Origin of the sequence: Methylobacterium sp. NPDC080182 (genome assembly GCF_050281105.1) — a bacterium.
GTDB lineage: Bacteria > Pseudomonadota > Alphaproteobacteria > Rhizobiales > Beijerinckiaceae > Methylobacterium.
The window spans coordinates 277,304-303,280 of the sequence record NZ_JBNNWO010000003.1 but is presented as its reverse complement, the minus strand read 5'-3'; the positions used below and the strand labels follow the sequence as shown (position 1 = coordinate 303,280).

Genomic DNA, 25,977 nt, shown 5'->3' with positions numbered 1-25,977 from the left:
CGGCGCGCATCTTCACCCCTGCGCGGCCTGTGGCCTTGAGGAACGCGGACAGGCGAGGCAGGGAAGACCGGAGCGTGGCTCCGGGAGCGGTCCCGGGCCTGGCCGTTCCGGTGGGCGCGCGGCGCCGTGCCGGGCATGCGGGAGGAACACGATGGCGGAGAGCACGGACCGGGGCTCCGGCTGGAGCCTTCAGGCGAGCGCCGTGCCCGACGGGGTGCGCCTGGAACTCGCCATCGCCGACCTCGGCGGTGCGCCGGTCACCGCCGCGATCGTGCTCGACCGGACGGAGGCCCGGGCCTTCGCCCGCGCCCTGCTGGCCGCCGCCGGCGACGCCGCGGAGCGGACCTTCCCGAAGCCGGGCGCCTGAGGACGCGCCGCCGGCCGGTCAGCGCACGCCGAGGCCCGGATTGCGGCCCGGCAGGCGGGGGACCACGGTGCCGCGCTTCTCGATCGGCGCGTCGCAGGCGTAGGCGAACTCGGTCTTCAGCGGATCGAACACGGTCTCGCCGGTGATCCGGCAATCCTCGCGCACGGTCTCGTCGAGATAGGCCCGGGCGGCGGTGCGGAAGCGCTTCACCCGGGTGGCGCCCGGCTCCGGATCGATCCGGACCTCGCTCAGGTTGCAGCCGGTATACTCGCGCAGTGCGTTGGACACGATCAGCATCCGGCGCAGCTGCCGGTTGTCGTAGACCTCGTAGGGCTCCTTGCAGCCGATCGTGACGACCTGGGGAGTGAGCGCCACGTAGTTCCGCGAGATGTAGGAGAATCCGGTGGTGCAGCCGGCGAGGCCGAGGGCGGCGAGGCCGAGGGGCAGCAGAGCTGCGGGTCGTCGCATCCTCGTCATTCCAAGAGGGTCCCAGCCCGCACCCCGGATCCGCCGCCTTCCCGGCGGGGCGCCGCGATGCATTGAAACGGCTCCGCTTGCGCCGTCAATGCGTTTCTCGACCTTACTCCCGCGGGCGCGCCCGCGGCGCGCCGGGCCGAGCGGTGCCGCTCTTGCGGAACACTTGCGGAACGTTTAACCTGTTCGTGATTTGTTTCGGAGACCGTCACGTGGCGGTCCGCCAAGCCGCGAGTCCCCCGTCGATGCTCACGCGCAAGCAGCTGGACCTCCTGCGATTCATCCAGAGCCGGATGCAGGAATGCGGTGTCCCGCCGTCGTTCGACGAGATGAAAGATGCCCTCGATCTCAAGTCGAAATCCGGCATCCACCGGCTGATCACGGCGCTCGAGGAGCGCGGCTTCCTCCGGCGCCTCCCGAATCGGGCGCGCGCCATCGAGGTGATCCGGATCCCCGAGAGCCTGACCCAGGCCGCTCCGGCGGCTCAGGCCCCCGCCGAGCCGCGCCGCTTCACGCCGAGCGTGGTCGAGGGCGGTAAGTCCAAGCAGCCGTCGGCCCCGGCGAGCACGCGGATGATCGACGAGTCCGGCCGCGCCATCTCGATCCCGGTCATGGGCCGGATCGCGGCCGGTACGCCCGTCTCGGCGATCCAGAACCAGAGCCACGCCATCACCCTGTCGCCGGACTTCGTGGCCGGCGGCGAGCACTACGCCCTCGAGGTGCGCGGCGACTCGATGGTCGAGGCGGGCATCCTGGACGGCGACCTCGTGGTCATCCGCAAGCAGGAGACGGCCAATACCGGCGACATCATCGTGGCGCTGATCGACGACGAGGAGGCCACGCTCAAGCGCCTGCGCCGCCGCGGCTCGTCGATCGCCCTCGAGGCCGCCAACCCGGCCTACGAGACCCGCGTGCTCGGGCCCGACCGGGTCCGGATCCAGGGCCGCCTCGTGAGCCTCGTCCGCCGCTACTGAAGCGGCTCGGCCGGCGCGTCGCCGGGGGCGAGGTCTCCGCCCGGCGCGGCGTCGGCCTCCGGCGTCGCGGCGACCCCGTCCTCCGCGGGGCGGTCGCCCGGCTCTGCGGTGACCGGCCGCGGCGGTCCCGGCCCGCGCCCGGCGGCTGGCTGCCAGGGCACGGCGCGGCCGTCGTCCCGGGCGTAGCGCGCGGCGAAGCCGTCGCCGTCGGTCCGGAGGGCCACGGCCCCGCGGGCGGCGAGGACGCGCCGGTCGATCACCAGCGGCCCCGTGCAGGTGGGCGGCGCCGCGAGGCCCGTGATCAGCACCGCGGCGCGGGCGCAATCCTCCGGGAAGGCCCGCCGGTCCCGGACCAGGGCGACCGCCCGCCCGTCCGGCAGCCGGGCGGTGCAGCCGAGCCGGTCGCAGCGCCCGCTGCCCGACCGGACGATCAGCGCCGCGGGCCGCCGCCCGTCGCCGTCCGCCTTCAGCCACTGCTCGAGGACGAAGCCCGAAGGGCTGCCGAGGGCCGCGAGCCGCCCGTCCGGGCCCCGCACCGCGGCCCCCGCGCCCTGCCGGTCGACGTAGAGGTCGTAGTGGTCGGGCCGGGCCGCGAGGACGAGCCCGAGCAGGACCGGCGGCACGGCGAGCCAGCGCAGGCGCGAGGCCGGCAGCGTCCCCAGCAGTAGGCCGGCGGTCAGCAGGGCCAGCGCCCCGGCGCCGAAGGCCGGCAGCACCAGGACCGCCCGCTCGAACCCGGCGATCCAGTCCGAGATCGCCAGCATCCCGGCCACCGCCTGCCCCATCAGCCACCAGACCGGCCGGTCGAGGGCGAAGGGATAGGCGAGGCAGCCGATCACCGCGGCGGGCATCACCACCAGGGAGACGAGCGGCAGGGTCAGGGCGTTGCCGACGAGGCCGAAGGGCTGGACCGTCTGGAAGTGGTAGGTGGCGAAGGGGGCCGTCGCGACCTGTGCCACCAGGGTCGTGGCCAGGGTCCCGGTGATCGCCGACAGGCCGGTCCCGACGAGCCGCCCGATCCGCCCGGCCCCCGGGCGCACGAGCAGCCGCCCGTCGATCAGCCGCGCGCAGGCGATCAGCCCGGCCACGGCGCCGAAGGACATCTGGAAGCTCGGGCCGAGCAGGCCCTCCGGCTCCCGGGCGAGCGCGATCAGCGCCGCGAGGGCGAGGTTGCGCATCGACAGGGCCGGCCGGTCCACCAGGATCGCGCCCAGCATGATCAGGGTCATGATCAGCGAGCGCTCGGCCGCGATGTCCCAGCCCGAGAAGGCGCAGTAGGCGGTGACGCCGACCATGGCGAAGCCGGCCGCGATCTTCTTGATCGGCCAGAGGAGCGCGCAGAGCGGCACCGCGGCGAGGAGCGCCCGCACCAGCCAGAACACCACGCCGGCGGCCAGCACCATGTGGAGGCCCGAGATCGACACCACGTGGTAGATGCCGGCGGCGCGGAGCGCGTCGTTGGTGGCCGGCCCGATGAGGCCGCGCTTGCCCGTCACCAGGGCCGCCGCCACCGCACCCGCTTGGCCGCCGGCGGCCTCCGCGATCCGGCGCGTCAGCCCGTTGCGCGCCGCGTCGAGCGCAGCGGCGAGCCGCAGGGCCAGCGGCGGCGACCCGGACGGTTCCCGGACGGTGACGGTGCCGATCAGCGAGCCCACCGCGCCGATCCCCTGGAAATAGGCGTCCCGGGCGAAGTCGTAGCCGCCGGGCCGGGCCGCCTCCGGGGGCGGCAGCAGCCGGGCCGTGGCGGCGACGCCGTCCCCGGGACGCGGGATCGGCGTCTTCCGGAACGAGACCCGGACCCGGGCGGGCCGCGCCTCCGGCGCGAGGCCGGCGAAGCTCTCCACCCGGATCACCAGCCGGGCGCCGACCTCGCGCTCGTCCAGGGCCTCGACCGTTCCGACGAGCGGGCCGATCGTGGTGCGGGTGAGGATCGGTGCGGCGACCTGCGAGACCCGCCAGGTCGCCGCCGCGAAGCCGAGGAACGCGGCCGCCACCGCGAGCGCCGCCGCCAGGGCCGCCGGCCGCGCGCCGAGGACGGGGACCGGCGCCAGCGCGAGGGCGGCCGCGATCAGGGGGGCGGCGAGGCTCGGCGCGCCGTCGGCCGCCGCGAAGTAGACCAGGATCCCGCCGCCGAAGGCCACCGCCAGCCAGGGGAACAGCCGGCGCTGCTCGGCCTCGCGGGCGAGGCCGGCGACGACCCAGTCGCGGAGCGCCGGGAGGGCGGCCAGGAGGGCGGCGGGAAGGGCTCGGGCGCGCGGGCCGATCAGCGCGACCGCGCCGTCCGCCCGCCTCGCGCCGATCCGCCGCATCGCCGCCGCCCCGCTCCGCGCGACCTGTCGTCGGGGCCGGGCGATTCTGCGGGCGATTCTTAACGCATCCGCCGGCCCGTGCTACAGCGGGTTCTTCGTGCTACGGGCGCCCTGTCGAGCCCCTCGCCGCTCCGCCGCCCCTTCGCCGTCCGTCGCGCCCCGTCCGCGACCAGCCCCGGAACATACCGGACCGATGTCCTCAGCCGTCGTCACGCGCTTTGCCCCCTCGCCCACGGGTTACCTGCATATCGGCGGGGCCCGCACGGCCTTGTTCAACTGGCTCTACGCCCGCCACACCGGCGGCACGATGCTGCTGCGCATCGAGGACACCGACCGCGAGCGCTCCACCAAGGGGGCGATCGACGCGATCCTCGACGGCCTCTCCTGGCTCGGCCTCGACTGGGACGGCGACGTGGTCTTCCAGTTCGCCCGCGCCGAGCGCCACCGCGCGGTCGCCGAGGAGCTGCTGGCCGCGGGCCGCGCCTATCACTGCTACGCCACCGCCGAGGAGCTCACGCAGATGCGCGAGACCGCCCGCGCGGAGGGGCGCGCCCCGCGCTACGACGGCCGCTGGCGCGACCGCGACCCGTCCGAGGCCCCCGCCGGGGTCAAGCCGGTGATCCGCCTGCGCGCCCCGACCGAGGGCGAGACCGTGGTCGAGGACGCCGTCCAGGGCCGCGTGACCTGGGCCAACAAGGACCTCGACGACCTCGTCCTGCTGCGCTCGGACGGGACGCCGACCTACATGCTCGCCGTCGTGGTCGACGACCACGACATGGGCGTCACGCAGATCATCCGCGGCGACGACCACCTCACCAACGCGGCGCGCCAGAGCCAGATCTTCTCGGCCCTCGGCTGGGACATCCCGAGGATGGCGCATATTCCGCTGATCCACGGGGCGGACGGGGCCAAGCTCTCGAAGCGCCACGGCGCGCTCGGCGTCGAGGCCTACCGCGATCTCGGCTACCTGCCGGCGGCCCTGCGCAACTACCTCGTGCGGCTCGGCTGGAGCCACGGCGACCAGGAGGTCTTCTCCACCGACGAGATGGTCGCGGCCTTCGACCTCGGCGCGGTCGGGCGCTCCGCGGCGCGGTTCGACTTCGCCAAGCTCGCCAACCTCAACGGCCTCTACATCCGCACCAGCGCCGATTCCGACCTCGTCGCGGCGATCGAGACCATCCTGCCCAACGTCGGGCCGGAGCGCGGCCTGTCGGCGCCGCTGCGGCCCGATCTCAAGGACAAGCTCGTCCAGGCCATGCCGGGCCTGAAGGAGCGGGCCAAGACGCTGATCGAGCTCCTCGACAGCGCCTACTACCTCTACGCCCAGCGGCCCCTGGCGCTCGACGACAAGGCCCGCGCCCTGCTCTCCGACGAGGGGCGCGGCCGCCTCGCCGGGGTGCGGCCGGTGCTCGAGGCGCTGCCCGACTGGAGCGCGACCTCCACCGAGGGCGCGGTGCGGCAGTACGCGGAATCGGCCGGCTGCAAGCTCGGGCAGGTCGCCCAGCCCCTGCGCGCGGCGCTCACCGGCCGCACCACCTCCCCGCCCCTGTTCGACGTGATGGCGGTGCTCGGCCGGGAGGAAACCCTGGCGCGCCTCGGGGATCAGGCGCCGCAGGGCTGAGGCCGGGCTGAGGGCAGGGACGAGGCAGGGACGAGGCGGCGCTGGGACCGCCGCGCGCGGACCGGGAGCGGACAGGGAACTGCCGGCCCCGACCCGGATTGCGTTGGGTGGAAATCGGTTGGCGGAATTCGCTTGGCGACGGGGGCGGGTTGTCACCGACCCCGTTGCTGCTGCACTGCCGTTTGGGTAACCCATGGCTGTGAGCACCCGCAGCATAATGCGTGTGCTCAGGCCCCCGGGACCGACTCGGGCAGCCCGAGGCCGGCATCCGCCACGTCGCCAGAGAAGGGTCCACGATCCATGAGCGCACCCAGCACCATCACCGTGGACGGCAAGTCGATCGAACTGCCGGTGAAAACCGGCACGATCGGGCCGGACGTGATCGATATCGGCAAGCTCTACGCCCAGACCGGCGCCTTCACCTTCGACCCGGGCTTCACCTCGACGGCCTCGTGCGAGTCGAAGATCACCTACATCGACGGTGACGAGGGCGTGCTGCTCTACCGCGGCTACCCGATCGAGCAGCTCGCCGAGAAGGGCGACTTCCTCGAGACCTGCTACCTGATGCTGTTCGGCGCCCTGCCGACCGCCGCCCAGCGGGCCGATTTCGAGTACCGGGTCACGCGCCACACCATGGTGCACGACCAGATGAACCGGTTCTTCACCGGCTTCCGCCGCGACGCGCACCCGATGGCCGTCATGGTCGCCTCGGTGGGCGCCCTCTCGGCCTTCTACCACGATTCCACCGACATCACGGACGAGAGCCAGCGGCTAATCGCGTCGATCCGCATGATCGCCAAGATGCCGACGCTCGCCGCGATGGCCTACAAGTACTCGATCGGCCAGCCGTTCGTGTACCCGAAGAACGATCTCGACTACACGTCGAACTTCCTGCGCATGTGCTACGCGGTGCCGTGCGAGGAGTACGAGGTGAACCCGGTCTTCGCCCGGGCGCTCGACAAGATCTTCATCCTGCACGCCGACCACGAGCAGAACGCCTCGACCTCGACGGTGCGGCTCGCCGGCTCCTCGGGCGCCAACCCCTTCGCCTGCATCGCGGCCGGCATCGCCTGCCTGTGGGGCCCGGCCCATGGCGGCGCCAACGAGGCGGCCCTCAAGATGCTGATGGAGATCGGCACCCCCGAGAATGTCAGCAAGTACGTCGCCAAGGCCAAGGACAAGAACGACCCGTTCCGCCTGATGGGCTTCGGCCACCGCGTCTACAAGAACTACGACCCGCGCGCGCGGATCATGCAGAACACCACGCACCAGGTGCTCAAGGAGCTCGGCAAGACCGACGACCCGCTGCTCCACGTCGCCATGGAGCTGGAGCAGATCGCGCTCAAGGACGAGTACTTCATCGAGAAGAAGCTCTACCCGAACATCGACTTCTACTCGGGCATCACCCTCAAGGCGATGGGCTTCCCCACCGACATGTTCACCGTGCTGTTCGCGGTGGCCCGCACCGTCGGCTGGATCGCCCAGTGGGCCGAGATGATCGAGGACCCGTCGCAGAAGATCGGCCGTCCGCGCCAGCTCTACGTCGGTCCGGCCCAGCGCGACTACGTGGCCGTGGACCAGCGCGGCTGAGGCGGGACCACCTGCCCCGGGAAGCGTCGAGCGGGGCGGCCGAGAGGCCGCCCTTCGCGTTCGCGGAGGTGATCGAACGCCGCCTGCCCGTCCGGCCGCCCTACGACTGGCCGGCGATCCGCGCGTTCCTCGCCAAGCGGGCGATCCCGGGCGTCGAGACGACGGATCCCGCGGCTTCCTACGCGCGCACGATCAGCGTCGCGGGGCGGCACGGGCTCCTGACGGTGGCACCGGGCGCGGATTGCCTGCACGTCGCGCTGCGCGGCGTCGAGGCCGGGCACGAAGAGGCCGTCGCGGGACGCCTGCGCCGCCTGTTCGACTGCGACGCCGATCCGGCCGCCGTCGCGGCCTGCCTCGGCGGGGACCCGGTCCTGGCCCCGCTCGTCGCGGCGCGGCCGGGTCTGCGCCTGCCGGGGGCCTGGGACCCGTTCGAGACCGGCTGCCGGGCGATCCTCGGCCAGCAGGTCTCGGTGGCGGCCGCGATCGGCCTCGCGGGCAGGCTGGTGGCGGCGTTCGGGACGCCGCTGGCGGAGCCGGTAGGCGGTCTGACCCACGTGTTTCCCGCGCCGACCGATCTGGTCGAGGCGGATGTCGCGCTGGCGCTCAACATGCCGCGGGCCCGCGGCGCGGCGATCCGGGCGCTGGCCGCGGCGGCGCTGGCCGATCCGGACCTGTTCGCCCCGGCGGAGTCGCTCGAGGCCGCGGTGCTGCGCTTCACGGCGATCCGCGGGATCGGTCCCTGGACGGCGCAGTACATCGCCATGCGGGCGCTCAAGCTGCCGGACGCCCTGCCGGTGGGCGATGTCGGGCTGCTGCGGGCGCTGGAGGGGGCCACCGGGCGTCCGAGCCCGGCGGAGCTCCTGGCCCGGGCCGAGGCGTGGCGGCCGTATCGCGCCTACGCGGCGCAGCACCTCTGGGCGGCGGACGAAGCGTCCGCGACGGGGCGATGAGGCGACCGAGAGGTTCATGTTCCGCATCGCCGATATCGGCTAAGCTTGCGGCCGGCCGGGGGGCTCAGGTTCGATGTCGGAAGCGGACAGCGAAGCGCGCGACACGCTTGTTGCGAACGAGCGGATCAAGTTCACGGCCACTTACGCCAACGGCCTCGCGGTCGCGATCTTCGCCGTCGGCGGTTTCGCGCCGTTCATCTCGACTGCCCTGTCGGATCGTCCGCACTTCGCGCCCGTGCTCATCGCCATGGTGGTTTGCTGGATCATGAGTGGCGCCATACATTGGGCTGTGAGGCGCGCATTGCGGAACCTTCGCCCATGACGACAGCTCAGCTTCTTCTCCTGCTCGCGGTTCCGATCGGCGGCGGCGTGCTAGCCTTCGGTGCGCTCTGGCTCGCCCAGCGGGCGCATTGAGGACTGGGCCTCCGCACCGCGGGAACCGTTCCAGACACTCCCAATCGCGCCCGCATCTCGAGGGGCGGCGGAGCCGCCTCGAAGGCGGGCTCCAGGGATCGCGCGGCTGACCGGAGGTCTTCCCCGAGGCGACTCCTCTCCGGCATCTCAGGATGAGGTGGTGGGTCGGGAATCCTTCACCCTCCGCGGCTCCTCACCGCCCGAAACGCTCGAATTTCGGGAAGCTGCGCGCCATCATCAGCCCGACCTCGGCGCGGTGGCCGAGCCACTTCTCCAGCACCGACGCGTTCGCGAGCCGACCCTCGGCCGAGCCGTCCTGCCAGGGCAGGCCGTCGGCGAGCTTGAACACGTGCGCGTCGAGCAGCGTCCCGCTGCGGCAGCGCTGCAGCCGGACCCCCTTGCCGCGGGCGAGCTCCGCCACCTCGGAGACCGGGAAGACCAGCAGCAGCTTCTCGGTGTTCACCACCGCCACGTGATCGCCGTCGGCCGGCACCAGCACGGCGGCCGTGGCGTCGCCGTCGAGGCCGAGCACGCTCTTGCCCTTGCGGGTGTTGGCCACGAGCGCGTCGGCGGGCGCCACGAAGCCGCGTCCGTCCGAGCCGGCGATCAGCAGCTTGGTCTCCGGCCGGTACGGCAGCGCCGCCACGATCTCGGTGCCGTCGTCGAGGTCGGCCATCAGCCGGACCGGGTCGCCGAAGCCGCGGCCGCCCGGCAGCTTCGAGGCCTCGAGCGTGAACACCTTGCCGTTGGTAGCGAGCAGCAGGATCTTCTGGGTCGTCTCGGTCGGGAAGGCGATCTTCAGGGTGTCGTCGCCCTTGAACGCGACGCCCGAGAGATCGGCGACGTGGCCCTTGAGCGCCCGGATCCAGCCCTTGGTCGAGACGATCACGGTGATCGGCTCGCGCTCGACCAGGGCCGCCGTGAAGTCGATGCCGCCGACATCCGGCGGGCTCGCCAGCGTCGTGCGGCGCTTGCCCAGCTTGGTCTCGGGCCCGAAGGTCTTCTTCACGGCGCGGATCTGCGCCTGGATCGCCTTCCACTGCGCCGGCTCGGAGGCGAGGAGCGCGTCGATCTCGGCCTTCTCGGCGGTGAGCGCCTCGAACTCGCGCTTCAGCTCCATCTCCTCCAGCTTGCGTAAGGAGCGCAGCCGGGTGTCGAGGATGGCGTTGGCCTGGAGCTCGGTCAGCTCGAACCGGGCCATGAGGGCGGCCTTCGGCTCGTCCTCCTCGCGGATGATCCGGATCACCTCGTCGAGGTCGAGGTAGACGATGAGCAGGCCGCCCAGGATCTCCAGGCGGCGGTCGATCTGGCCGAGGCGGTAGCGCGAGCGGCGCTGCAGCACCACGCGGCGGTGGTCGACCCACTCGCGCAGGCACTCGGCGAGGCCGATCACCTTCGGCACGAGGCCGCCGACCAGGACGTTGAGGTTGAGCGGGATGCGGGTCTCGAGTTCCGTGAGCCGGAACAGCGATTCCATCAGGATCACCGGGTCGACCGTGCGCGAGCGCGGCTCCAGCACCACGCGTACGTCCTCGGCCGACTCGTCGCGCACGTCGGCGAGCAGCGGCAGCTTCTTCTCCTGCAGCAGCTCGGCCATCTTCTCGATGAGCCGGCCCTTCGGGATGCCGTAGGGGATCTCGGTGACGACGATGTTCCAGGTGCCGCGGCCGAGATCCTCCTTGGCCCAGCGGGCGCGGACCCGGAAGGCGCCGCGGCCGGTCCGGTAGGCCTCGGCGATCGACTCGGCCGAATCGACGAGGATGCCGCCGGTCGGGAAGTCCGGCCCCTGGACGAACTTGGCGAGCTGCCCCGAGGTCGCCTCGGGATGGTTGATCAGGTAGAGCGCCGCGTCGCACAGCTCGGCGGCGTTGTGCGGCGGGATCGAGGTCGCCATGCCGACCGCGATGCCCTGGCTGCCGTTGGCGAGCAGGTTCGGGAAGGCCGCCGGCAGGACGATCGGCTCCTCCTTCTCGCCGTTGTAGGACGGGCGGAAGTCGACCGTGTCCTCGTCGATCCCGTCGAGCAGGAGGCGCGCGACCTCGGTGAGCCGCGCCTCGGTGTAGCGGTAGGCCGCGGGACCATCGCCGTCGATGTTGCCGAAGTTGCCCTGGCCGTCGACCAGCGGGTAGCGCTGGGCGAAATCCTGGGAGAGCCGCACCAGCGCGTCGTAGATCGCCTGGTCGCCGTGGGGGTGGAAATCGCCCATCACGTCGCCGACGATCTTGGCGCACTTCTTGTGCGCGGTGGTCGGGTCGAGGCGCAGCAGCCGCATCCCGTACAGGATGCGCCGGTGCACGGGCTTCAGCCCGTCGCGGGCATCCGGCAGGGCCCGGTGCATGATCGTGGAGAGCGCGTAGGCGAGGTAGCGCTCCTCCAGCGCGGATTTCAGCTCGACGCTCTCGATCCCGTCGCCGGACGGCGGCTCGAAGGGCTGGCCCATGTCGGCTCCTCACTACAACGTCTTCACCGCGCGCCGTCATTCCGGGGCCGCGCAGCGGGGCCCGGAATCCAGAGCCGCCGACGTCCCGCGCGTGCGCGCGGACGGTGGTTCTGGATTCCGGGCGCGCCTTCGGCACCCGGAACGACGACGGGGTATCAAGAACAGAACACGAACATTACCCGGCCTCGCGGCCGAGCGCAACGAATCGCGCCCGCTCCTCGGGCGGCCCGAGGCCGCGGGGCCCCCAGACGTGCCGGTCGAGGAAGTATCCCGTCAAGGTAAACCCTTGGGCAACGCCGTCGGGACCCGGGGAACCGCCCGCGTGCAGGAAGGTCGGGAGCGCCAGGAGACGGTCCCGGTAGGGCTCGCCGGCCGAGGCGCTGACCGCCCGGCCGCTCTTCGGCGACACGTAGGCCAGGGCGTCGTTGCCGCCGGTGGCCGCGCAGGCGGTGAGGTCGAGGCCGAAGCCGAGTTCCGACAGGATCGCCAGCTCGAACCGCACCATCAGGGGCGGGGCGATGGCGGGGTCGTCGAGGTGCTCGACCAGGATCCCCGCCGCCGCGTAGAGCGCCGGATGCGGGTCGCGCTCGGGGAGGAGCCGCAGCAGCGCGGCCATGTGGTTCATGCCGTAGAGGGCGAGGCTCGACCCGATCAGCCGCGAGACCTGCGAGTCCAGGGGCTCGACCGCGTAGGCGCCGAGACCCTCGTCGAGGCGCGCCCGCCACGTCACGCGGACCCGGTTCCCGGCCTGCAGCACGGGCTGCATCCGGCGCGAGCGCCCACCGTGCACGAGGCCGAGATGGCGCCCGTGGGCCTCGGTCATGGCCTCGAGGATGACGCCGGTCTCCCCGTGCCGGCGCAGGCCGAGCACCAGGGCGTCGTCGGTCCACTGCATCGAACGTCGCGTCTTCGTGTGAGGGATCGGGTGAGAGGCGCGCTCCGCGCCTGTCTCTCATATAGGGGGCCGCGGCCGCCGGCGCTGCCCCGCGCGGTCCCAGCCTCGGGCAACCTTGGCCGGGTAGCGATGACCGATGCCGCTCCGCGCCGCCCTCGCCGCCCTGCTGGTCCTCCTCGCCGCCGGCGCGCAGGCCGCGCCGCGCGCACCGAAGCCCGCCGCCGAGCCCGCCGCCGAGGCCGACCCCTCCCCGGCCCTCCTCCGGCGGATCGCCGCCCTGGCGCTGAGGCAGGTCGATTTCGGCGCGGTCTCGCTGCTGCCGGTGCGGTTCGCGGGCAGCCGGATCGCCGGGCCGATCGCCGAGGGGGGCGGGGTGATCTACTGCGTGTCGGGCCGGATGTACGGCCGGACCTTCGGCAAGCCCGAGCGCCCGAGGGTGACGCTGCGCTACGACAACGACCGGCTCACGGTGCTCGACGACGACGAGGTCTGCACCGGACACCGCACCCGGCCCTTCCCCGAACTCGACGCGCTGGGCAACAAGCCGTGAGGCCCGGGCGTTGAGGGCCCATGCCCGCCGCGTCCGTCCGCACCCTCGACCTCAGCCTCGACCTGATCGCCCGCGCCCATTCCGTCCCGATCCCCGACGACCCGAGCGCGCTCGAGGTTCTGTCGGACGCCGAGTTGCGCCCGGGGCTCGACGCGATCGTCGCCGGGCGCGAGGGCAGCGACCTCTGGGTCTTCGCCTACGGCTCGCTGATGTGGAACCCGGAATTCCCGGTGGCCGAGCGCCGGATCGGGACGGTGCGCGGCTTCCACCGCCGCTTCTGCCTGCTCCAGCGGCGGTTCCGCGGCACGCCGGAACGGCCGGGCTTCGTCCTGGCGCTGGACCGCGGCGGCCTGTGCCGGGGCGTGGCCTTCCGCCTGCCCGGCATGGAGATCCGCGAGGCGCTGATGCCGGTCTGGCGCCGCGAGATGCGCGGCCGCGGCTACGTCGCCCGCTGGCTGCCGGTCGCCACCGAGGCCGGGACCGTCCCGGCCCTGACCTTCCTGGCGAACCGCGCCAGCGACCGCTACGCCGGACGCCTCTCGGATTCCGAGATCGCCGAGAAGATCGCCGCGGCCTGCGGCCACAAAGGGCCGAGCGCCGAGTACCTGTTCCGGACCGTGGAGGCCTGCGAGCGCCTCGGCATCCGCGACCGCCACCTCTGGAGCCTCCAGGCCCTCGTGGCCGCGCGCCTCAGGGCCTGCGCGCCCGGGGGGTGAGACCGTCTCCTGTCGAGCGCGTCGGTGCAGCCGTGCTCGCGAGGACGGTCGCGTCGACCGGGCAGCGGTTCAGATCCAGGCCCGCTTGGTCGCGACCACGAGGCGCCCGCCGCCGTGCTCCGCGTCCGGATTGCGCGGCTCCCGGATGCCGGGGGCGCGGCCGGTGGTGACGTAGACGAGGAGGGTGAGGACGAGCAGGATCTTCGTGCGCATGGCGACGCTCAAGGTTGAGCGTCGGTGCATAGGAACGATCGGTTTTTACCGAGTTGCTGCGGTGCACGCGGGCGCGCCGGCGGACGATTCCCTGCGGACGTGGTGAACGGAGGGTTGCGATGCGGCCGCGATCGTCTATGCCGCCGGCCCGTGATGTCCACAGGCGGAGGATGGGATGCGGCTCCGGATCGGCGTGGCCCTGGCGGTGGTCGTCATCGCCGCCGTTGCTCTGCTTGCCGGGCCGCTGAGCCGCGGCGACAGCCTGTCCGACATCCTGACCGGCCGGACCCCTCTGCTCGCCGGCAGCGCCCGGGCGCCCGGCGGCAGCGCGGACTTGAGCGGCACCGCGACCCTCGCGGCGGACCAGCGGCCGGCGACCCTGCACGTCGCCTGCGATCCGGGCGGCACCGGTCTGTCGGCGGCGCTGACCGTGCCGCGCTTCGCCGAACTGGCGCCGCGCTTCGATTTCGCGGGCCTCGAAGGGGCCGACAGCGAGAAGCCCCTGACCGGCCTCCTGGTCTCCAGCGCCGGCAGCGTGCGCTCCGTGCGCATGCCGGTCCGCGGCGCCGCGACCGGGGCCGATGCGGGCTTCACGCTGACGGTGGCGGGCGCGCGCCGCGGCGAGGATCCGCTGCGCGGGGTCGCCCTGGCCCTCGTCCAGCCCGGGACGAAGCTGACCTGGACGCAGGCGAGCCCGCGCGGCGAGGACCCGACCCTGACGGCCACGTTCACGGTGGCGGAGGCCGACGCCGCCGCGCTGAAGGGCGCCCTGAGCGGCTGCCTCGCGGCGCCGTTCTAGGGTCGCGATCGCGGCGGTCGGCCACCCCGGCCCGTTCGTCGCGGCCGCAGCGCACCGGAGCTGGTCAACCGACGTGGCTGATCCCCTCGATGGCGCGGATGCGCGGCACGGCGAAATCGGTGAACGCGCGGACGACCGGGCGCATGTGGCGGACGGACGGGTAGACCAGATAGGCGTCCGTCGAGCGCACCTCGTACGCGGGCAGGACGCGGACGAGGTGGCCGGCCGCCAAGTCCTCGGCGACCAGCAGGTGCTGGACCGGGCCCATGTACCGTCCCGCGCGCAGTTCGGCCAACAGCACCTCCGCGCTGTTGGTCCGCAGGGCCGGGCGGACGGCGAGGCTCAGCGTCTCGCGCCCGTGCTGGAGTACGAGCGTGTTCCGGTCGTCCAGGGCCGACGTGGTCGTCACGAGGGCCCGGTCGGCGATCTGCCCGGGCGCGTCGATGCCGCCGGCCCGCGCCAAGTATGCCGGGGCGGCGACCAGGATTCGGCGCACCCAGCCGAGCCGCCGCGTCACGACGTCCTGCCCGTGGGGCCGGCCGTAGCGGAGCGCGAGGTCGTAATCCTCGTAGACGAGGTCGATCAGCCGGTTGTCCAGCACGAGATCGACCGTGACCCGCGGATTCTCGGCCTGGAACGCCGCCACGATCCGGTGCAGATGGGCCGCCCCGATGCAGGCGGGCGCGTGCAGCCGCAGCCGGCCTTCGATGCGGCCAGCCTCGGTGCGGGCATCTTCCAGGGCGGCGTCGATCGTGGCGAGCGCGGGCTGACAGGCCGCGTAGAGCCGCTGGCCCTGCTGGGTCGGACGCACCAGCCGCGCGGACCGTTCGAGGAGCCGCGCGCCGACCTGGGCCTCCAGATTGCGCAGATGCTTGCTGATCGCCGGCTGCGACACCGCGAGGTCGCGTGCGGCCGCGGTCATCGAGCCGCGCTCGACGGTCCGGAGGAACGCGCGCAGGGCCAGCGTCAGATCCATGGATGCCATCCGGTTATGGGTGCGATCACCCCATAGCCGATGGACGGGGCGGCCGCGTGGCGGTTCTGTGCGTCGTCGCCAGACCTTGGAGCGCAGCATCGATGTTTCCGACCCGCCGCAGCCTGCTCGCCGGCACGCCCCTGCTCGTCGCCGGCTGCGTCACCCGCGAGCCGCACCCCGTCGCCGCGCTGCGCCCGCCCGTCGACCCGGCCTACACGGCACTCTACGCCGCGCTCGACGGCGAGCCCTTCCCCGTGCCGGCGGTGGAGCTGTCCGCGATAGACCCGCGCTTCCTGCGCCGGGAGGTGGCCTACGCCACGGCCGAGCCGCCGGGCACGATCGTGGTCGATCCTTCGGCACGCTACGCCTACCTCGTGCGCGAGGGCGGGCGCGCCATCCGCTACGGCGTGGGCGTCGGTCGCGATGAGGCGTTCAACTTCCGAGGCGCGGCCGTCATCGCCCGCAAGGCCGAATGGCCGCGCTGGACGCCGACCCAGGCCATGATCAAGCGGGAGCCCGAGCGCTACGGGCCCTATGCCGGCGGCCTGCCCGGCGGGGCCGGCAATCCGCTCGGTCCGCGGGCGCTCTACCTCTATCGGGACGGCGGCGACACGCTCTACCGCCTGCACGGCACCACGGAGCCGCAGACCATCGGCACGATGGTGTCGTCGGGCTGCGTCCGGTTCCTGAACCAGGACATCATCGACCTGTACGCCCGCGTGCCGGTGGGGAGCCGGGCGGTGGTGCTGGCAGCCAGCGAGACGGCGGCGAGCTGAGGGCCTCGACGGGCACGCACCTACAATTCCCGGCGACAGAACTCACAAAAGCCCACCCGTCCTTGCGAGCGGAGCGAAGCAACCCCGTGTCGCGCACCCTCATCGAGCGTGGCGCGTCCCTGGATCGCTTCGCTCCGCTCGCGAAGACGGCGCGGGCCGACCGAACCCACAGGCGCTTGGTATCAGCCGCCCCTCAGCTCACCTCCACCTGCACCACCCCGGGCACGGTCCGGAGCTGGCCGGCGAGCGCCGGGCTCGCCTGGAACTTGCCCGGGAGCCGGATCTCCACCTCGCGCTCGCCGCCGTCGAGCTTGAGGATCAGCGAGACCTCGCTCTCGCCCCGCATCGACAGGCGCTGCTGCACGGGCGCGACGCCGCGCGGGTCGCTCAGATGGATGCGGATGCCCTTCTGGTGGCGGGCGACCGCCTGGTCGAGGGGTTCCGCGGTGAGGATGCGGGCGCGCACGTCCTCGCCCTCCAGGTTCGCCTGGAGCTGCAGAACCAGCGGTCGGCCCGGTTCCAGGATGTCGCGGTACTGGCCGAGCCCCTCGGAGAAGATGATCGCCTCGAAATGCGCGGTCCGGTCCGACAGGGTGACGATGCCCATCTTGTTGCCGGTCTTGGTCCGCCGCTCCGCCCGGTCGAGCACCGAGGCCGCCACGCGGCCGACGCTCGACGTCCCGGCCCGCACGGCGCGGCAGAAATCCGTCCAGCTCTGCACCCGCAGCTTGTCCAAGAGGTCGCCGTACTCGTCGAGCGGATGGCCCGAGATGAAGAAGCCGATCGCCGCGTACTCGCGCTTGAGCGTGTCGGCCATCGGCCAGATCTCGTGCGGCGGGATCCGCAGGGACACGTCGTCCGCCACCACGCCGCCGAACATGTCGGTGACGCCGGCCGATTCCGCCTCCGCCGCGCTGGCGGCGAGCTTCATCATCGGCTCCACCGCCGCGAAGGCGCGCGCGCGGTCGGGCTCGATGCAGTCGAGCGCCCCGGCCTGGACGAGGCTCTCCAGGGTGCGCTTGTTGATCATCCGCGGGTTCAGCCGGCGGGCGAGGCAGGCGAGGTCCTTGAACGGCCGGTCGCCGCGGGCCTCCACCAGCGCCCGCACCGCCTCGCGGCCGACGCCCTTGATGGCGGCCAGCGCGTAGAAGATCTTGCCGTCGCGCACCGCGAACACCTCGCCGGAGGTGTTGATCGAGGGCGGCTCGACCGTGATCTTCAGGCGCTGCGCGTCCTGGCGGAATTCGGCCAGCTTGTCGGTATTGTCGATGTCGAGGGTCATGGCGGCGGCCAGGAACTCGACCGGGAAGTTCGCCTTCAGGTAGGCGGTCTGGTAGGTCAGCAGCGCGTAGGCCGCCGCGTGGCTCTTGTTGAAGCCGTAATCGGCGAACTTGGCGAGCAGGTCGAAGATCTCGTTGGCCTTGGCCTTGGTCAGGCCGCGCTCGGTGCAGCCCTTGAGGAACCGGTCGCGCTGCGCGTCCATCTCGGCGCGGATCTTCTTGCCCATGGCGCGCCGGAGCATGTCGGCCTCGCCGAGCGAGTAGCCGGCGAGCACCTTGGCGATCTCCATCACCTGTTCCTGGTAGACGATGATGCCGAAGGTCTCCTTCAGCATCGGCTCCAGCTTCGGATCCGGGTACCAGGACGCCTCGTTGCCGGCGTCGCGGCCGAGCTTGCGCTCGCAATAGACCGGGATGTTGGCCATCGGGCCCGGCCGGTAGAGCGCCACCAGGGCGATGATGTCCTCCAGCCGGTCGGCCTGCATCTCGCAGAGCGCCTTGCGCATGCCGGCCGATTCCACCTGGAACACGCCGACCGTCTCGCCCCGGCCCATCGGCCCGTAGGTGTTCGGGTCGTCGAGCGGCAGCGAGGCGAGGTCGATGTCGATGCCGCGCTGCTTCAGCAGATCGGTGCAGCACCGCAGCATCGTCAGGGTCTTGAGGCCCAGGAAGTCGAACTTCACCAGCCCCGCCTGCTCGACCCACTTCATGTTGAACTGGGTGACCCGCATGCCGGTCTTCGGGTCCCGGTAGAGCGGGACCAGCTCCTCGAGCGGCCGGTCGCCGATCACCACGCCGGCGGCGTGGGTCGAGGCGTGCCGGTGCAGGCCCTCGAGCTTCTTGGAGATGTCGATGAGGCGGCCGACGATCGGCTCCTCCTCCATGGCCTGCTGGAGCTTGGGCTCGCCCTCGATGGCCTGGGCGAGCGTCACCGGGTTGGCGGGGTTCTGCGGCACGAGCTTGGTCAGCTTGTCGACCTGCCCGTAGGGCATCTCCAGGACGCGGCCGACGTCGCGCAGCACGCCGCGGGCGAGCAGCGTGCCGAAGGTGATGATCTGTCCGACCTGCCCCTCGCCGTAGCGCTGCTGCACGTAGCGGATCACCCGCTCGCGGCCCTCGACGCAGAAGTCGATGTCGAAATCCGGCATCGAGACGCGCTCGGGGTTGAGGAAGCGCTCGAACAGCAGGCCGAACCGGAGCGGGTCGAGGTCGGTGATGAGCAGCGACCACGCCACCAGCGAGCCCGCGCCCGAGCCGCGGCCCGGACCCACCGGGATGTCGTGGTCCTTGGCCCACTTGATGAAGTCGGAGACGATCAGGAAGTAGCCCGGGAACTTCATCTTGACGATGACGTCGAGCTCGAACTCGAGGCGCTTGCGGTAATCCTCCTCGGAGAAGCCCGGCGCCGTGCCGTGCTGCTTCAGGCGCAGCTCCAGCCCTGCCTCGGCCTGCCGGCGCAGCTCGGTGGGCTCGTCGGCCGAGACCGCCCGCGCGCCCGCGTCGGACGCCTCCGCCAGGGCCTCCGCCATGGGCGGCGTCTCGCCGGCCGCCACGGCGCCGAAATTCGGCAGGATCGGCTTGCGGGTCCGCGCACGGACGGCGCAGCGCATGGCGATCTCGACCGTCGCCTGGAGCGCGTCCGGCAGGTCGCGGAACAGCTCGGCCATCTCGGCCCGGGTCTTGAAGGCGTGGCTCGGCGTCAGGCGGCGGCGGCGCTCGTCCGAGACGAGGCGGCCCTCCGCGATGGCGAGCAGCGCGTCGTGGGCGTCGTAGTCGTCGGGCTTGGCGAAGTACGGCTCGTTCGTCGCCACGATCCCGAGGCCGTGGCGGCCGGCGAGGTCGAGGAGCGCGGTCTCGATCCGCGCCTCCTCGGACTGGCCGTGGCGCTGGATCTCCACGTAGAGCCGGTCCTCGCCGAACGTCTCCTTCAGGCGCTTCAGGCGGTTGAGGGCGAGCTCCGGCCGGCCCGCCCGGAAGGCCGCGTCGAGGGGGCCCGCCATCCCGCCGGTGAGCGCGATCAGCCCCTCGGAGGCGCCCGCGAGCGCTCCGGCATCGAGGCGCGGCGCCTCGCCGAGGGCCGTGTCGAAATAGGCGCGGCTCGCCAGCCGCAGCAGATTGGCGTAGCCGGTCTCGTCCTGGGCGAGGAGCACGATGCCGTGGCTGGTCGGCGCCTGACGCTGGTGCGGGTCCGCGGCCTCGAACGCCACCGAGAGCTGCACGCCGGCGATCGGCTGGACGCCCTCCCCGGCCGCCTTCTCGGAGAATTCCAGCGCGCCGAACAGGTTGTTGGTGTCGGTCAGGGCCAGAGCCGGCTGCCTGTCGGCGACCGCCGCCTTGATCAGGGAGCCGACCTTCAGCGCCCCTTCGAGCAGGGAATAGGACGAGTGGACGTGGAGGTGGACGAATCCGACCTCCTTGAGCTGGCGTGGCATGGCCGACCTTGTTCCGGGGTCGGGCAGCATCCCCGCTCGCCGGCCTCAAGTCGACGTGCGCCGCGCCGCCGGCGGACGATATCCACCGGTCGTGCCCCGGAAGCACCAGTTCGGCCCAGCCCTGTGGACAATCGGCGCCTACGGGGCGATCGCCTGTGCATAACCCGTCCGCGGACGGAACCGGGCAGTCTTCGGAAAAATCCGGCTAACGAACCGGTGCCAAGGCTATCGCCCAGGCGCCCACCGCCGCGAACAGCATCCCGAACGCCATGAACTCGACCATTCCGGTCAGGATCACCCGCTTCAGCATCGACCTGCCTCCTGTGTTCCGGCCCTAGTATGTTCATGTTTTGTTCTATGGAAAGGGCCTGCGGGTCACAGGGCGGCCCCGTTTCTTCGACAGGGTAAAAAGTGTCTTGATGCGGATCGGGCGGGCTGGCATGCCCCCGCCTTCGAGACGAGCTCGTCACCGGCTGGGGAGTTCGAAGGAGCAAGCCATTCCCGAGCACCGGACGGTCGAACGGTTCGACGTCGCCCTCGTGGCCGTCGGCACACACGGCGATGTGCTTCCGTTCATTGCGCTGGGGCACGAGCTCCTGAAGCGCGGCCACGGCGTCTCGCTGGCGGCCCCGGCCCCGTTCGAGGCGATGGCCCGCCGCGCCGGCCTCGCCTTCCAGCCCCTGGGCACGGTCGCCGATTACGAGGCGGTGATCCGCCAGCCGGATCTGTGGCACCCGCAGCAGGGGTTCCGCCCGATGTTCGACTACGCCCTGCGGGTGGCCGAGCCGGCCTGCCTGTGGCTCGGCGCGACCCGCGCCCGGGGGATCGACCTGCGGGTGGTCGCCTCGCCGCTGGGCTGGGGGGCGCGGCTCGCGCAGGACCTCTACGATCTGCCGACCGCGACGCTGCACGTCATGCCGTTCCTGATCGAGAGCCGGTACGATCCGCCGCGCCTGCCGGGCCTGCCGCTGCCGCGCGTCCTGCCGGCCGCCCTGCGGGCCTACGTGAATCTCGGCGTCGACAAGGTGGCGGTCGGCCCGTTCACCCTCCCGCCGCTGAACGCCCTGCGGGCGCGTCTCGGCCTCGATCCGGTCTACCGGCTGCGGCACTGGTGGAACAGCCCGACCGGCATGCTCCTGATGTTCCCCGACTGGTACGCGGAGCCGCAGGCCGACTGGCCGGGCCAGGCGGTGCAGCTCGGCTTCCCGCTGGTCGACCGGTTCGGCGACGTGGCGTCCATGCCGCCGGAGCTGGAAGCGTTCCTCGAGGCGGGCGACCCGCCGATCGTGTTCACCTACGGCTCGGCCATGCGCCAGGGCGCCGGCTTCTTCGACACCGCGGTGCGGCTGTGCCGGCGCATGGGCCGGCGCGGCGTCCTGCTTGCCCCGCAGGGGGGGCAGATCCCGAAGCCGCTGCCGGCCGGGATCATCCACCTGCCCTACGCCCCCCTGAGCGCCCTGCTGCCGCGCAGCGCGGCGCTGGTCCACCACGGCGGCGTCGGCACGGTGGCGCAGGCGCTGGCCGCGGGCGTCCCGCAGCTGGTGGTGCCCGTGGCCTTCGACCATTTCGACGAGGGGCGGCGGCTGAAGGATCGGGATCTCGGCGCCACCCTGAGCCGCCGCGCCTTCCGGCCCGCGCGGGCGGCGCGGGTCCTCAGCCGGCTACTCGCCGACCCCGCGGTGACGCGGGCCTGCGCGGCGGCCCGGGCGCGGATGGCGGATGGCCGCGACGCCGTCCTCGACGCCTGCGACTACGTCGAGCGGCTGACGGCCGCCGAGTCCGGTCCCGGCTCGTCCCGCGCGTCCTGACCCGCCGGCTGCCCGAACGCGGGGGGGCGCCCCCTCCGACGGAAGCGGCGCCCTTTCGATTACTGCCCGAGCAGCGCGGTGGCCGAACCGACGAACGTCATGAGCAGGCCGCTCACGAAGGCGCCGATCATGACGTAGGACAGGGCTTTGAGCTTCATGCGTCCTCGCGCCGGCTCAGCAGCGGTAGCCGCCGGAAGTCTGGCCGTACTGCTTCACCGGCCGGGTCTGCTGGTCGGCGTTGCCCTCGGCGGCCGAGCTCAGCGGGCAGCCGACGTAGTTGGGATTGTCGTGAACCCCCAGACCCAGCGAGCCCGTGGTCTCGATCTCGTAGGGAGCGAGGCCCGTCCAGCGGGCCCCGTTCGCCGCCATGGCGGACGAGATCGGGGCGACGCCAAGGACAAGTGCGGTGACGGCGGCGGCGATACGGGTCATCATGGTGAGGCTCCAGAGATCACGCAGTACAGGCCGGTTGTTCGGCTCTGTTTTGTCTTGCGTGATCATAAGATAGGGGCCCGGTGTCTTCCGCGACGTGACGCGTCGCACGCGGCGCGACGGATTAAAGATCGCGTGCACTTGCGGGGCTCGGAGGTCCGCGGGCCGGCTGGCGTCGCGGGCCGGGAGCGATGCGCCCTGTGGTTGATTGAGGCTGCCGGGGCGCGGCGTGTAAGGGGCGCGCCGCCGCGCGTGCCGTCGCTGCGCCGGCACACGGGAGATCTGCTCAGCGGGTGGCCCGCTCAGTCGAGCTGCGTGATCAGCCCGTCCCGGATGGTGACCCGCCGATCCATGCGGGCGGCCAATTCCAAGTTGTGGGTCGCGACCAGGGCGGCGAGCCCCGAGGCGCGGACCAGGGCCATCAGGATCGAGAAGACGTGGCCCGCCGTCCCGGGATCGAGGTTGCCGGTCGGCTCGTCGGCGAGCAGCAGCCGCGGGCCGTTGGCCACCGCCCGGGCGATGGCGACGCGCTGCTGCTCGCCTCCCGACAGCTCCGCCGGACGGTGCGGCAGCCGCTCCTTGAGGCCGAGGAAGCTCAGGAGTTCCGTGGCGCGGGCCTTCGCCTCCGGGGCCTTCAGGCCGCGGATGAGCTGGGGCATCACCACGTTCTCCAGCGCCGAGAACTCCGGCAGCAGGTGGTGGAACTGGTAGACGAAACCCATCTCCTCGCGCCGCAGGCGCGTGCGCTCGGAATCCGCCATCGCGGCCGTGGGTTGACCGCCGATATAGATCTCGCCCCCGTCCGGCCGCTCCAGCAGGCCGGCGAGGTGCAGCAGGGTCGACTTGCCGGCACCCGACGGCGCCACCAGCGCGACCAACTCCCCCGGCCAGATCGCGAGGTCGGCCCCGCGCAGGATCTCGAGGGCACCCTCGGCCTGGGCGTAGCGCCGCTCGACGCGGGAGAAGAACAGCGCCGGCACCGGCTGGTCGCCGGCGGTCTGGCTCGAATCGCTCATCGGATGCGGCCCGTCAGCCGTAGCGGAGGGCCTGCACCGGATCGAGCCGGGCGGCGCGCCAGGAGGGATACAGCGTCGCCGCGAGCGACAGCAGCAGGGAGGTGATCACTACGGCGGTGATCTCCTTCGGGTTCATCTGCGCCGGGATCTCGGCGAGGAACCGCACCGTGGGGTCCCAGGCGCCCGGAAACAGCACGTGCTGGATCGGCTTGATGTTCAGCGTGATCAGGATGCCGAGGCCGAGCCCGCTGAGCGTCCCGACGACGCCGATCAGCGCGCCGTTGATCAGGAATACCCGCATGATCGTGCCCGGCGTCGCCCCCATGGTGCGCAGGATCGCGATGTCGCTCGACTTGTCGCGCACCAGCAGGATCAGGCCGGAGACGATGTTGAGGGTCGCCACCACGACGATCAGGCTGAGGATCAGGAACATGACGTTCCGCTCGACCTCCAGGGCCCCGAAGAAGGTCCGGTTGCGCTGGCGCCAGTCGGTGAGCAGGATCGGGCGTTCGGCCGCCATCTCCAGGGGCTCGCGCATGTCGCCGACATGGTCGGGATCGTCGACGTAGATCTCGATCATGCTCACGTCGCCGTCCTTGTTGAAGAACGCCTGGGCCTCGGCGAGCGGCATGAACACGAAGGTCTGGTCGAACTCGGTCATCCCGACCTCGAACACCGCCTTGACCGTGTAGCTCTTGGTGCGCGGCGCCGTCCCGAAGGGCGTCGACGAGCCCTTGGGCGTGACCAGCGTGATCGTGTCGCCGGCCTGCAGGCCCAGCGTGTCGGCGAGCCGCCGCCCGATCAGCACGCCGGTGCCGTCGTCGAAACCTTCGAGGGTGCCACCGCGGATCGCCGAGGACACGGCCGCCAGCGCGTCGAGGTCGGCCGCCCGCACGCCGCGGATGATGACCCCCGAGCCGCCGTACTGCGACGAGGCGAAGGCCTGGCCCTCGACCAGCGGCACCGCGGCGCGCACGCCCGCCACCTTCGACAGGCGCTCCGACAGGTCGGTCCAGTCGTTGAATGGCCGGTCGATGGGCGTCGCGAACAGGTGGCCGTTGATGCCGACGATCTTCGACAGCAGTTCCGCGCGGAAGCCGTTCATCACCGACAGGACGATGATCAGCGTGGCGACGCCGAGCGCGATGCCGAGCACCGAGAAGAACGCCACCACCGAGACGCCGCCGCCCCGGCGCCGGGCGCGCAGGTAGCGGCCGGCGAGGATCCACTCGAACGGCGCGAAGGGCGCGGTGCCCTGGCGGAACGAGGCCGCGAACGAGGCCGCGAAGGTCCGAACCCGGTCCAGCTTCGCTGAGGCGGCCATCGGCACGCCTCAGACGCGCCGGATGCGTGCCAGCAGATCGACGGTCGCGAGGCTCTCGCGCTCGCCGCCGGCACGCCGCTTCAGCTCGACCTTGCCCTCCGCCAGGCCCTTGGGCCCGACGATCACCTGCCAGGGCAGGCCGATCAGGTCGGCGGTGGCGAACTTCGCGCCGGGACGCTCGTCGCGGTCGTCGTAGAGCACCGACAGGCCGGCGGTCTCGAGGTCGGACTGGATCTGCGCGCAGGCGGCGTCGGTGGCCGCGTCCCCGACCTTGAGGTTGATCAGCGCGACGTCGAACGGCGCCACCGAGTCCGGCCAGATGATCCCGGCCTCGTCGTGGCTGGCCTCGACGATGGCGGCGACCAGCCGGCTCGGCCCGATGCCGTAGGAGCCCATATGGACCGGCCGCTCGATCCCGTCCGGACCGGCGACCTTGGCGCCCATCGGCTCGGAATACTTGGTGCCGAAGTAGAAGATGTGCCCGACCTCGATGCCGCGGGCCGCCATGCGGTTGTCCTCCGGGACCTCCGCGAAGGCCGCCGGCTCGTGCATCTCCTCGGTGGCCGCGTAGTGCGAGGTCCAGGCATCGACGATGCCCTGGAGGGCGGCGACGTCGTCGAAATCGACGGTCGCCGGCGGGATGTCGAAGTCGAGATAGGCCTTGTCGCAGAAGACCTCGCTCTCGCCGGTCTTGGCCAGGATGATGAACTCGTGGGACAGATCGCCGCCGATCGGGCCGGTGTCGGCGCGCATCGGGATCGCCTTCAGGCCGAGGCCCGCGAAGGTCCGCAGGTACGCCACGAACATCCGGTTGTAGGCGTGGCGCGCCCCGGCCTGGTCGAAGTCGAACGAGTAGGCGTCCTTCATCAGGAACTCGCGCGAGCGCATCGTGCCGAAGCGCGGCCGCACCTCGTCGCGGAACTTCCACGAGATCTGGTAGAGATTCTTGGGCAGGTCCTTGTAGGAGCGCACGCTCGCCCGGAAGATCTCGGTGACCATCTCCTCGGCTGTGGGGCCGTAGAGCATCTCGCGGTCGTGCCGGTCCTTCAGGCGCAGCATCTCCTTGCCGTAGGCGTCGTAGCGGCCGGATTCCCGCCACAGCTCGGCGGACTGCACCGTCGGCATCAGGATCTCGACGGCGCCGGACCGGTCCTGCTCCCGCCGGATCACCGCGCAGACGCGCTCCAGAACCCGCAGGCCCAGCGGCAACCAGGCGTAGATGCCGGCGGCTTCCTGGCGGACCAGGCCGGCGCGCAGCATCAGCCGGTGCGAGACGATCTCGGCTTCCTTGGGCGTCTCGCGCAAGGTCGGCATGAAGTAGCGGGAGAGACGCATGTCGTCAGAGTCTTGGAAGAGGATCGGCCGGGAGGAGCCGCGGCGCGCCGGCACACAACACGCCGGAGACGCAAATTACAAGCACTGCGCGACCACGGCGGGGCGTAATCGCGGCGAACCGGAGGCGGCGACCCGGCCGCGCTGAGGCCGCTGCCTAGGCGGAAAGCGGTATGCCCATTTGCCGGCAAGAAAGCGCAGATTTTTCTCGCAGACCCGGTGACAACACGAATTGTTGTTCCTATAAGCGTCCGGCGATGTTTGCGACGCCCGGAAGAGGTGGCGCAAG

Annotated in this window: 22 protein-coding genes; 11 read left to right on the top strand and 11 right to left on the bottom strand. The window is 72.0% G+C overall.

The features are described 5' to 3' along the window. The first annotated feature begins 151 nt into the window (after positions 1-151). Positions 152-367, top strand: a complete 216-nt coding sequence (locus ACQKQD_RS07485; protein WP_427507972.1) for a hypothetical protein — start codon at positions 152-154, stop codon at positions 365-367. 18 nt (positions 368-385) lie between these two features. Here the strand turns inward: ACQKQD_RS07485 and ACQKQD_RS07480 are convergent, their stop codons facing one another. Further along, on the bottom strand, positions 386-835 hold the full coding sequence (locus tag ACQKQD_RS07480) for a hypothetical protein (RefSeq protein ID WP_026604787.1): 450 nt from the start codon (positions 833-835) through the stop codon (positions 386-388). Positions 836-1,086: 251 nt separating this feature from the next. Here ACQKQD_RS07480 and lexA point away from each other — a divergent pair, with 251 nt between their 5' ends. Next, on the top strand, positions 1,087-1,815 hold the full coding sequence (gene lexA / locus ACQKQD_RS07475) for a transcriptional repressor LexA (RefSeq protein WP_427508094.1): 729 nt from the start codon (positions 1,087-1,089) through the stop codon (positions 1,813-1,815). Here lexA and ACQKQD_RS07470 read toward each other — a convergent pair. Next, positions 1,809-4,124, bottom strand: coding sequence for a ComEC/Rec2 family competence protein (locus ACQKQD_RS07470; RefSeq protein WP_427507971.1), 2,316 nt, complete (start codon positions 4,122-4,124; stop codon positions 1,809-1,811). The two genes, lexA and ACQKQD_RS07470, sit on opposite strands and share 7 nt — an antisense overlap. Before the next feature lie 193 nt (positions 4,125-4,317). Between ACQKQD_RS07470 and gltX the strand changes: the two genes are divergently transcribed. The 4 genes from gltX to ACQKQD_RS07450 all read left to right on the top strand — a co-directional run bounded on the left by gltX (position 4,318) and on the right by ACQKQD_RS07450 (position 8,607). Further along, positions 4,318-5,745: a glutamate--tRNA ligase gene (gltX, locus tag ACQKQD_RS07465; RefSeq protein ID WP_331297387.1), complete on the top strand. Its 1,428-nt coding sequence runs from the start codon at positions 4,318-4,320 to the stop codon at positions 5,743-5,745. Positions 5,746-6,045: 300 nt separating this feature from the next. Then, complete coding sequence (gene gltA, locus ACQKQD_RS07460; RefSeq protein ID WP_020092267.1) at positions 6,046-7,335, top strand: citrate synthase; 1,290 nt, start codon at positions 6,046-6,048, stop codon at positions 7,333-7,335. 68 nt (positions 7,336-7,403) lie between these two features. Continuing rightward, on the top strand, positions 7,404-8,285 hold the full coding sequence (locus ACQKQD_RS07455) for a DNA-3-methyladenine glycosylase family protein (protein WP_427507970.1): 882 nt from the start codon (positions 7,404-7,406) through the stop codon (positions 8,283-8,285). A 73-nt stretch (positions 8,286-8,358) separates the two neighbouring features. Beyond that, positions 8,359-8,607 (top strand): hypothetical protein, encoded by a 249-nt coding sequence (locus tag ACQKQD_RS07450; protein WP_020092265.1) that lies wholly within the window; start codon positions 8,359-8,361, stop codon positions 8,605-8,607. 285 nt (positions 8,608-8,892) lie between these two features. Here ACQKQD_RS07450 and parC read toward each other — a convergent pair whose 3' ends face one another. After that, the gene (parC, locus tag ACQKQD_RS07445; RefSeq protein WP_020092263.1) at positions 8,893-11,139 is read right to left on the bottom strand and encodes a DNA topoisomerase IV subunit A; all 2,247 of its coding nucleotides are present in this window, start codon (positions 11,137-11,139) and stop codon (positions 8,893-8,895) included. 175 nt (positions 11,140-11,314) lie between these two features. Beyond that, positions 11,315-12,034: a DNA repair protein RecO gene (gene recO / locus ACQKQD_RS07440; protein ID WP_020092262.1), complete on the bottom strand. Its 720-nt coding sequence runs from the start codon at positions 12,032-12,034 to the stop codon at positions 11,315-11,317. 136 nt (positions 12,035-12,170) lie between these two features. Here recO and ACQKQD_RS07435 point away from each other — a divergent pair, with 136 nt between their 5' ends. Both ACQKQD_RS07435 and ACQKQD_RS07430 read left to right on the top strand, forming a co-directional pair. Continuing rightward, on the top strand, positions 12,171-12,584 hold the full coding sequence (locus tag ACQKQD_RS07435) for a hypothetical protein (protein ID WP_042674741.1): 414 nt from the start codon (positions 12,171-12,173) through the stop codon (positions 12,582-12,584). Positions 12,585-12,604: 20 nt separating this feature from the next. Further along, on the top strand, positions 12,605-13,300 hold the full coding sequence (locus tag ACQKQD_RS07430; RefSeq protein WP_020092260.1) for a gamma-glutamylcyclotransferase: 696 nt from the start codon (positions 12,605-12,607) through the stop codon (positions 13,298-13,300). 69 nt (positions 13,301-13,369) lie between these two features. Here ACQKQD_RS07430 and ACQKQD_RS07425 read toward each other — a convergent pair whose 3' ends face one another. Next, a complete protein-coding gene (locus ACQKQD_RS07425; RefSeq protein ID WP_020092259.1) occupies positions 13,370-13,513 on the bottom strand; it encodes a hypothetical protein in 144 nt (47 codons plus the stop codon). A 175-nt stretch (positions 13,514-13,688) separates the two neighbouring features. Between ACQKQD_RS07425 and ACQKQD_RS07420 the strand changes: the two genes are divergently transcribed. After that, positions 13,689-14,312, top strand: coding sequence for a hypothetical protein (locus ACQKQD_RS07420; protein WP_020092258.1), 624 nt, complete (start codon positions 13,689-13,691; stop codon positions 14,310-14,312). Between the two features lie 64 nt (positions 14,313-14,376). Here ACQKQD_RS07420 and ACQKQD_RS07415 read toward each other — a convergent pair whose 3' ends face one another. Next, positions 14,377-15,288 carry a LysR family transcriptional regulator gene (locus ACQKQD_RS07415; protein WP_427507969.1) on the bottom strand — a complete coding sequence of 304 codons (912 nt, stop codon included), beginning with the start codon at positions 15,286-15,288 and terminating at the stop codon, positions 14,377-14,379. 101 nt (positions 15,289-15,389) lie between these two features. Between ACQKQD_RS07415 and ACQKQD_RS07410 the strand changes: the two genes are divergently transcribed. Next, positions 15,390-16,064 (top strand): L,D-transpeptidase, encoded by a 675-nt coding sequence (locus ACQKQD_RS07410; protein ID WP_427507968.1) that lies wholly within the window; start codon positions 15,390-15,392, stop codon positions 16,062-16,064. Between the two features lie 193 nt (positions 16,065-16,257). Here the strand turns inward: ACQKQD_RS07410 and dnaE are convergent, their stop codons facing one another. Continuing rightward, entirely contained in the window at positions 16,258-19,776 is a 3,519-nt protein-coding gene (dnaE, locus tag ACQKQD_RS07405; RefSeq protein WP_091680284.1) for a DNA polymerase III subunit alpha, read from the bottom strand. A gap of 539 nt (positions 19,777-20,315) precedes the next feature. Between dnaE and ACQKQD_RS07400 the strand changes: the two genes are divergently transcribed. Then, the gene (locus ACQKQD_RS07400; RefSeq protein WP_427507967.1) at positions 20,316-21,584 is read left to right on the top strand and encodes a glycosyltransferase; all 1,269 of its coding nucleotides are present in this window, start codon (positions 20,316-20,318) and stop codon (positions 21,582-21,584) included. A 174-nt stretch (positions 21,585-21,758) separates the two neighbouring features. On the opposite strand, the gene ACQKQD_RS07395 is transcribed toward ACQKQD_RS07400, so the two are convergent. The 4 genes from ACQKQD_RS07395 to proS all read right to left on the bottom strand — a co-directional run bounded on the left by ACQKQD_RS07395 (position 21,759) and on the right by proS (position 25,691). Further along, positions 21,759-22,019, bottom strand: a complete 261-nt coding sequence (locus tag ACQKQD_RS07395) for a hypothetical protein (protein WP_427507966.1) — start codon at positions 22,017-22,019, stop codon at positions 21,759-21,761. Positions 22,020-22,318: 299 nt separating this feature from the next. Next, positions 22,319-23,032 carry an ABC transporter ATP-binding protein gene (locus ACQKQD_RS07390; RefSeq protein ID WP_020092250.1) on the bottom strand — a complete coding sequence of 238 codons (714 nt, stop codon included), beginning with the start codon at positions 23,030-23,032 and terminating at the stop codon, positions 22,319-22,321. Between the two features lie 13 nt (positions 23,033-23,045). Next, a complete protein-coding gene (locus tag ACQKQD_RS07385) occupies positions 23,046-24,356 on the bottom strand; it encodes a lipoprotein-releasing ABC transporter permease subunit (RefSeq protein ID WP_091680286.1) in 1,311 nt (436 codons plus the stop codon). A 9-nt stretch (positions 24,357-24,365) separates the two neighbouring features. After that, a complete protein-coding gene (gene proS, locus ACQKQD_RS07380) occupies positions 24,366-25,691 on the bottom strand; it encodes a proline--tRNA ligase (protein WP_020092248.1) in 1,326 nt (441 codons plus the stop codon). Between the last annotated feature and the right edge of the window lie 286 nt (positions 25,692-25,977).

What these genes read in the sequence shown, in the direction of transcription:
- ACQKQD_RS07485 (WP_427507972.1), top strand. Translation starts at nt 152, where the DNA reads ATGGCGGAGAGCACGGACCGGGGCTCCGGCTGGAGCCTTCAGGCGAGC.
- ACQKQD_RS07480 (WP_026604787.1), bottom strand. Translation starts at nt 835, where the DNA reads ATGCGACGACCCGCAGCTCTGCTGCCCCTCGGCCTCGCCGCCCTCGGC.
- lexA (WP_427508094.1), top strand. Translation starts at nt 1,087, where the DNA reads ATGCTCACGCGCAAGCAGCTGGACCTCCTGCGATTCATCCAGAGCCGG.
- ACQKQD_RS07470 (WP_427507971.1), bottom strand. Translation starts at nt 4,124, where the DNA reads ATGCGGCGGATCGGCGCGAGGCGGGCGGACGGCGCGGTCGCGCTGATC.
- gltX (WP_331297387.1), top strand. Translation starts at nt 4,318, where the DNA reads ATGTCCTCAGCCGTCGTCACGCGCTTTGCCCCCTCGCCCACGGGTTAC.
- gltA (WP_020092267.1), top strand. Translation starts at nt 6,046, where the DNA reads ATGAGCGCACCCAGCACCATCACCGTGGACGGCAAGTCGATCGAACTG.
- ACQKQD_RS07450 (WP_020092265.1), top strand. Translation starts at nt 8,359, where the DNA reads ATGTCGGAAGCGGACAGCGAAGCGCGCGACACGCTTGTTGCGAACGAG.
- parC (WP_020092263.1), bottom strand. Translation starts at nt 11,139, where the DNA reads ATGGGCCAGCCCTTCGAGCCGCCGTCCGGCGACGGGATCGAGAGCGTC.
- recO (WP_020092262.1), bottom strand. Translation starts at nt 12,034, where the DNA reads ATGCAGTGGACCGACGACGCCCTGGTGCTCGGCCTGCGCCGGCACGGG.
- ACQKQD_RS07435 (WP_042674741.1), top strand. Translation starts at nt 12,171, where the DNA reads ATGCCGCTCCGCGCCGCCCTCGCCGCCCTGCTGGTCCTCCTCGCCGCC.
- ACQKQD_RS07430 (WP_020092260.1), top strand. Translation starts at nt 12,605, where the DNA reads ATGCCCGCCGCGTCCGTCCGCACCCTCGACCTCAGCCTCGACCTGATC.
- ACQKQD_RS07425 (WP_020092259.1), bottom strand. Translation starts at nt 13,513, where the DNA reads ATGCGCACGAAGATCCTGCTCGTCCTCACCCTCCTCGTCTACGTCACC.
- ACQKQD_RS07420 (WP_020092258.1), top strand. Translation starts at nt 13,689, where the DNA reads ATGCGGCTCCGGATCGGCGTGGCCCTGGCGGTGGTCGTCATCGCCGCC.
- ACQKQD_RS07415 (WP_427507969.1), bottom strand. Translation starts at nt 15,288, where the DNA reads ATGGATCTGACGCTGGCCCTGCGCGCGTTCCTCCGGACCGTCGAGCGC.
- ACQKQD_RS07410 (WP_427507968.1), top strand. Translation starts at nt 15,390, where the DNA reads ATGTTTCCGACCCGCCGCAGCCTGCTCGCCGGCACGCCCCTGCTCGTC.
- dnaE (WP_091680284.1), bottom strand. Translation starts at nt 19,776, where the DNA reads ATGCCACGCCAGCTCAAGGAGGTCGGATTCGTCCACCTCCACGTCCAC.
- ACQKQD_RS07395 (WP_427507966.1), bottom strand. Translation starts at nt 22,019, where the DNA reads ATGATGACCCGTATCGCCGCCGCCGTCACCGCACTTGTCCTTGGCGTC.
- ACQKQD_RS07390 (WP_020092250.1), bottom strand. Translation starts at nt 23,032, where the DNA reads ATGAGCGATTCGAGCCAGACCGCCGGCGACCAGCCGGTGCCGGCGCTG.
- ACQKQD_RS07385 (WP_091680286.1), bottom strand. Translation starts at nt 24,356, where the DNA reads ATGGCCGCCTCAGCGAAGCTGGACCGGGTTCGGACCTTCGCGGCCTCG.
- proS (WP_020092248.1), bottom strand. Translation starts at nt 25,691, where the DNA reads ATGCGTCTCTCCCGCTACTTCATGCCGACCTTGCGCGAGACGCCCAAG.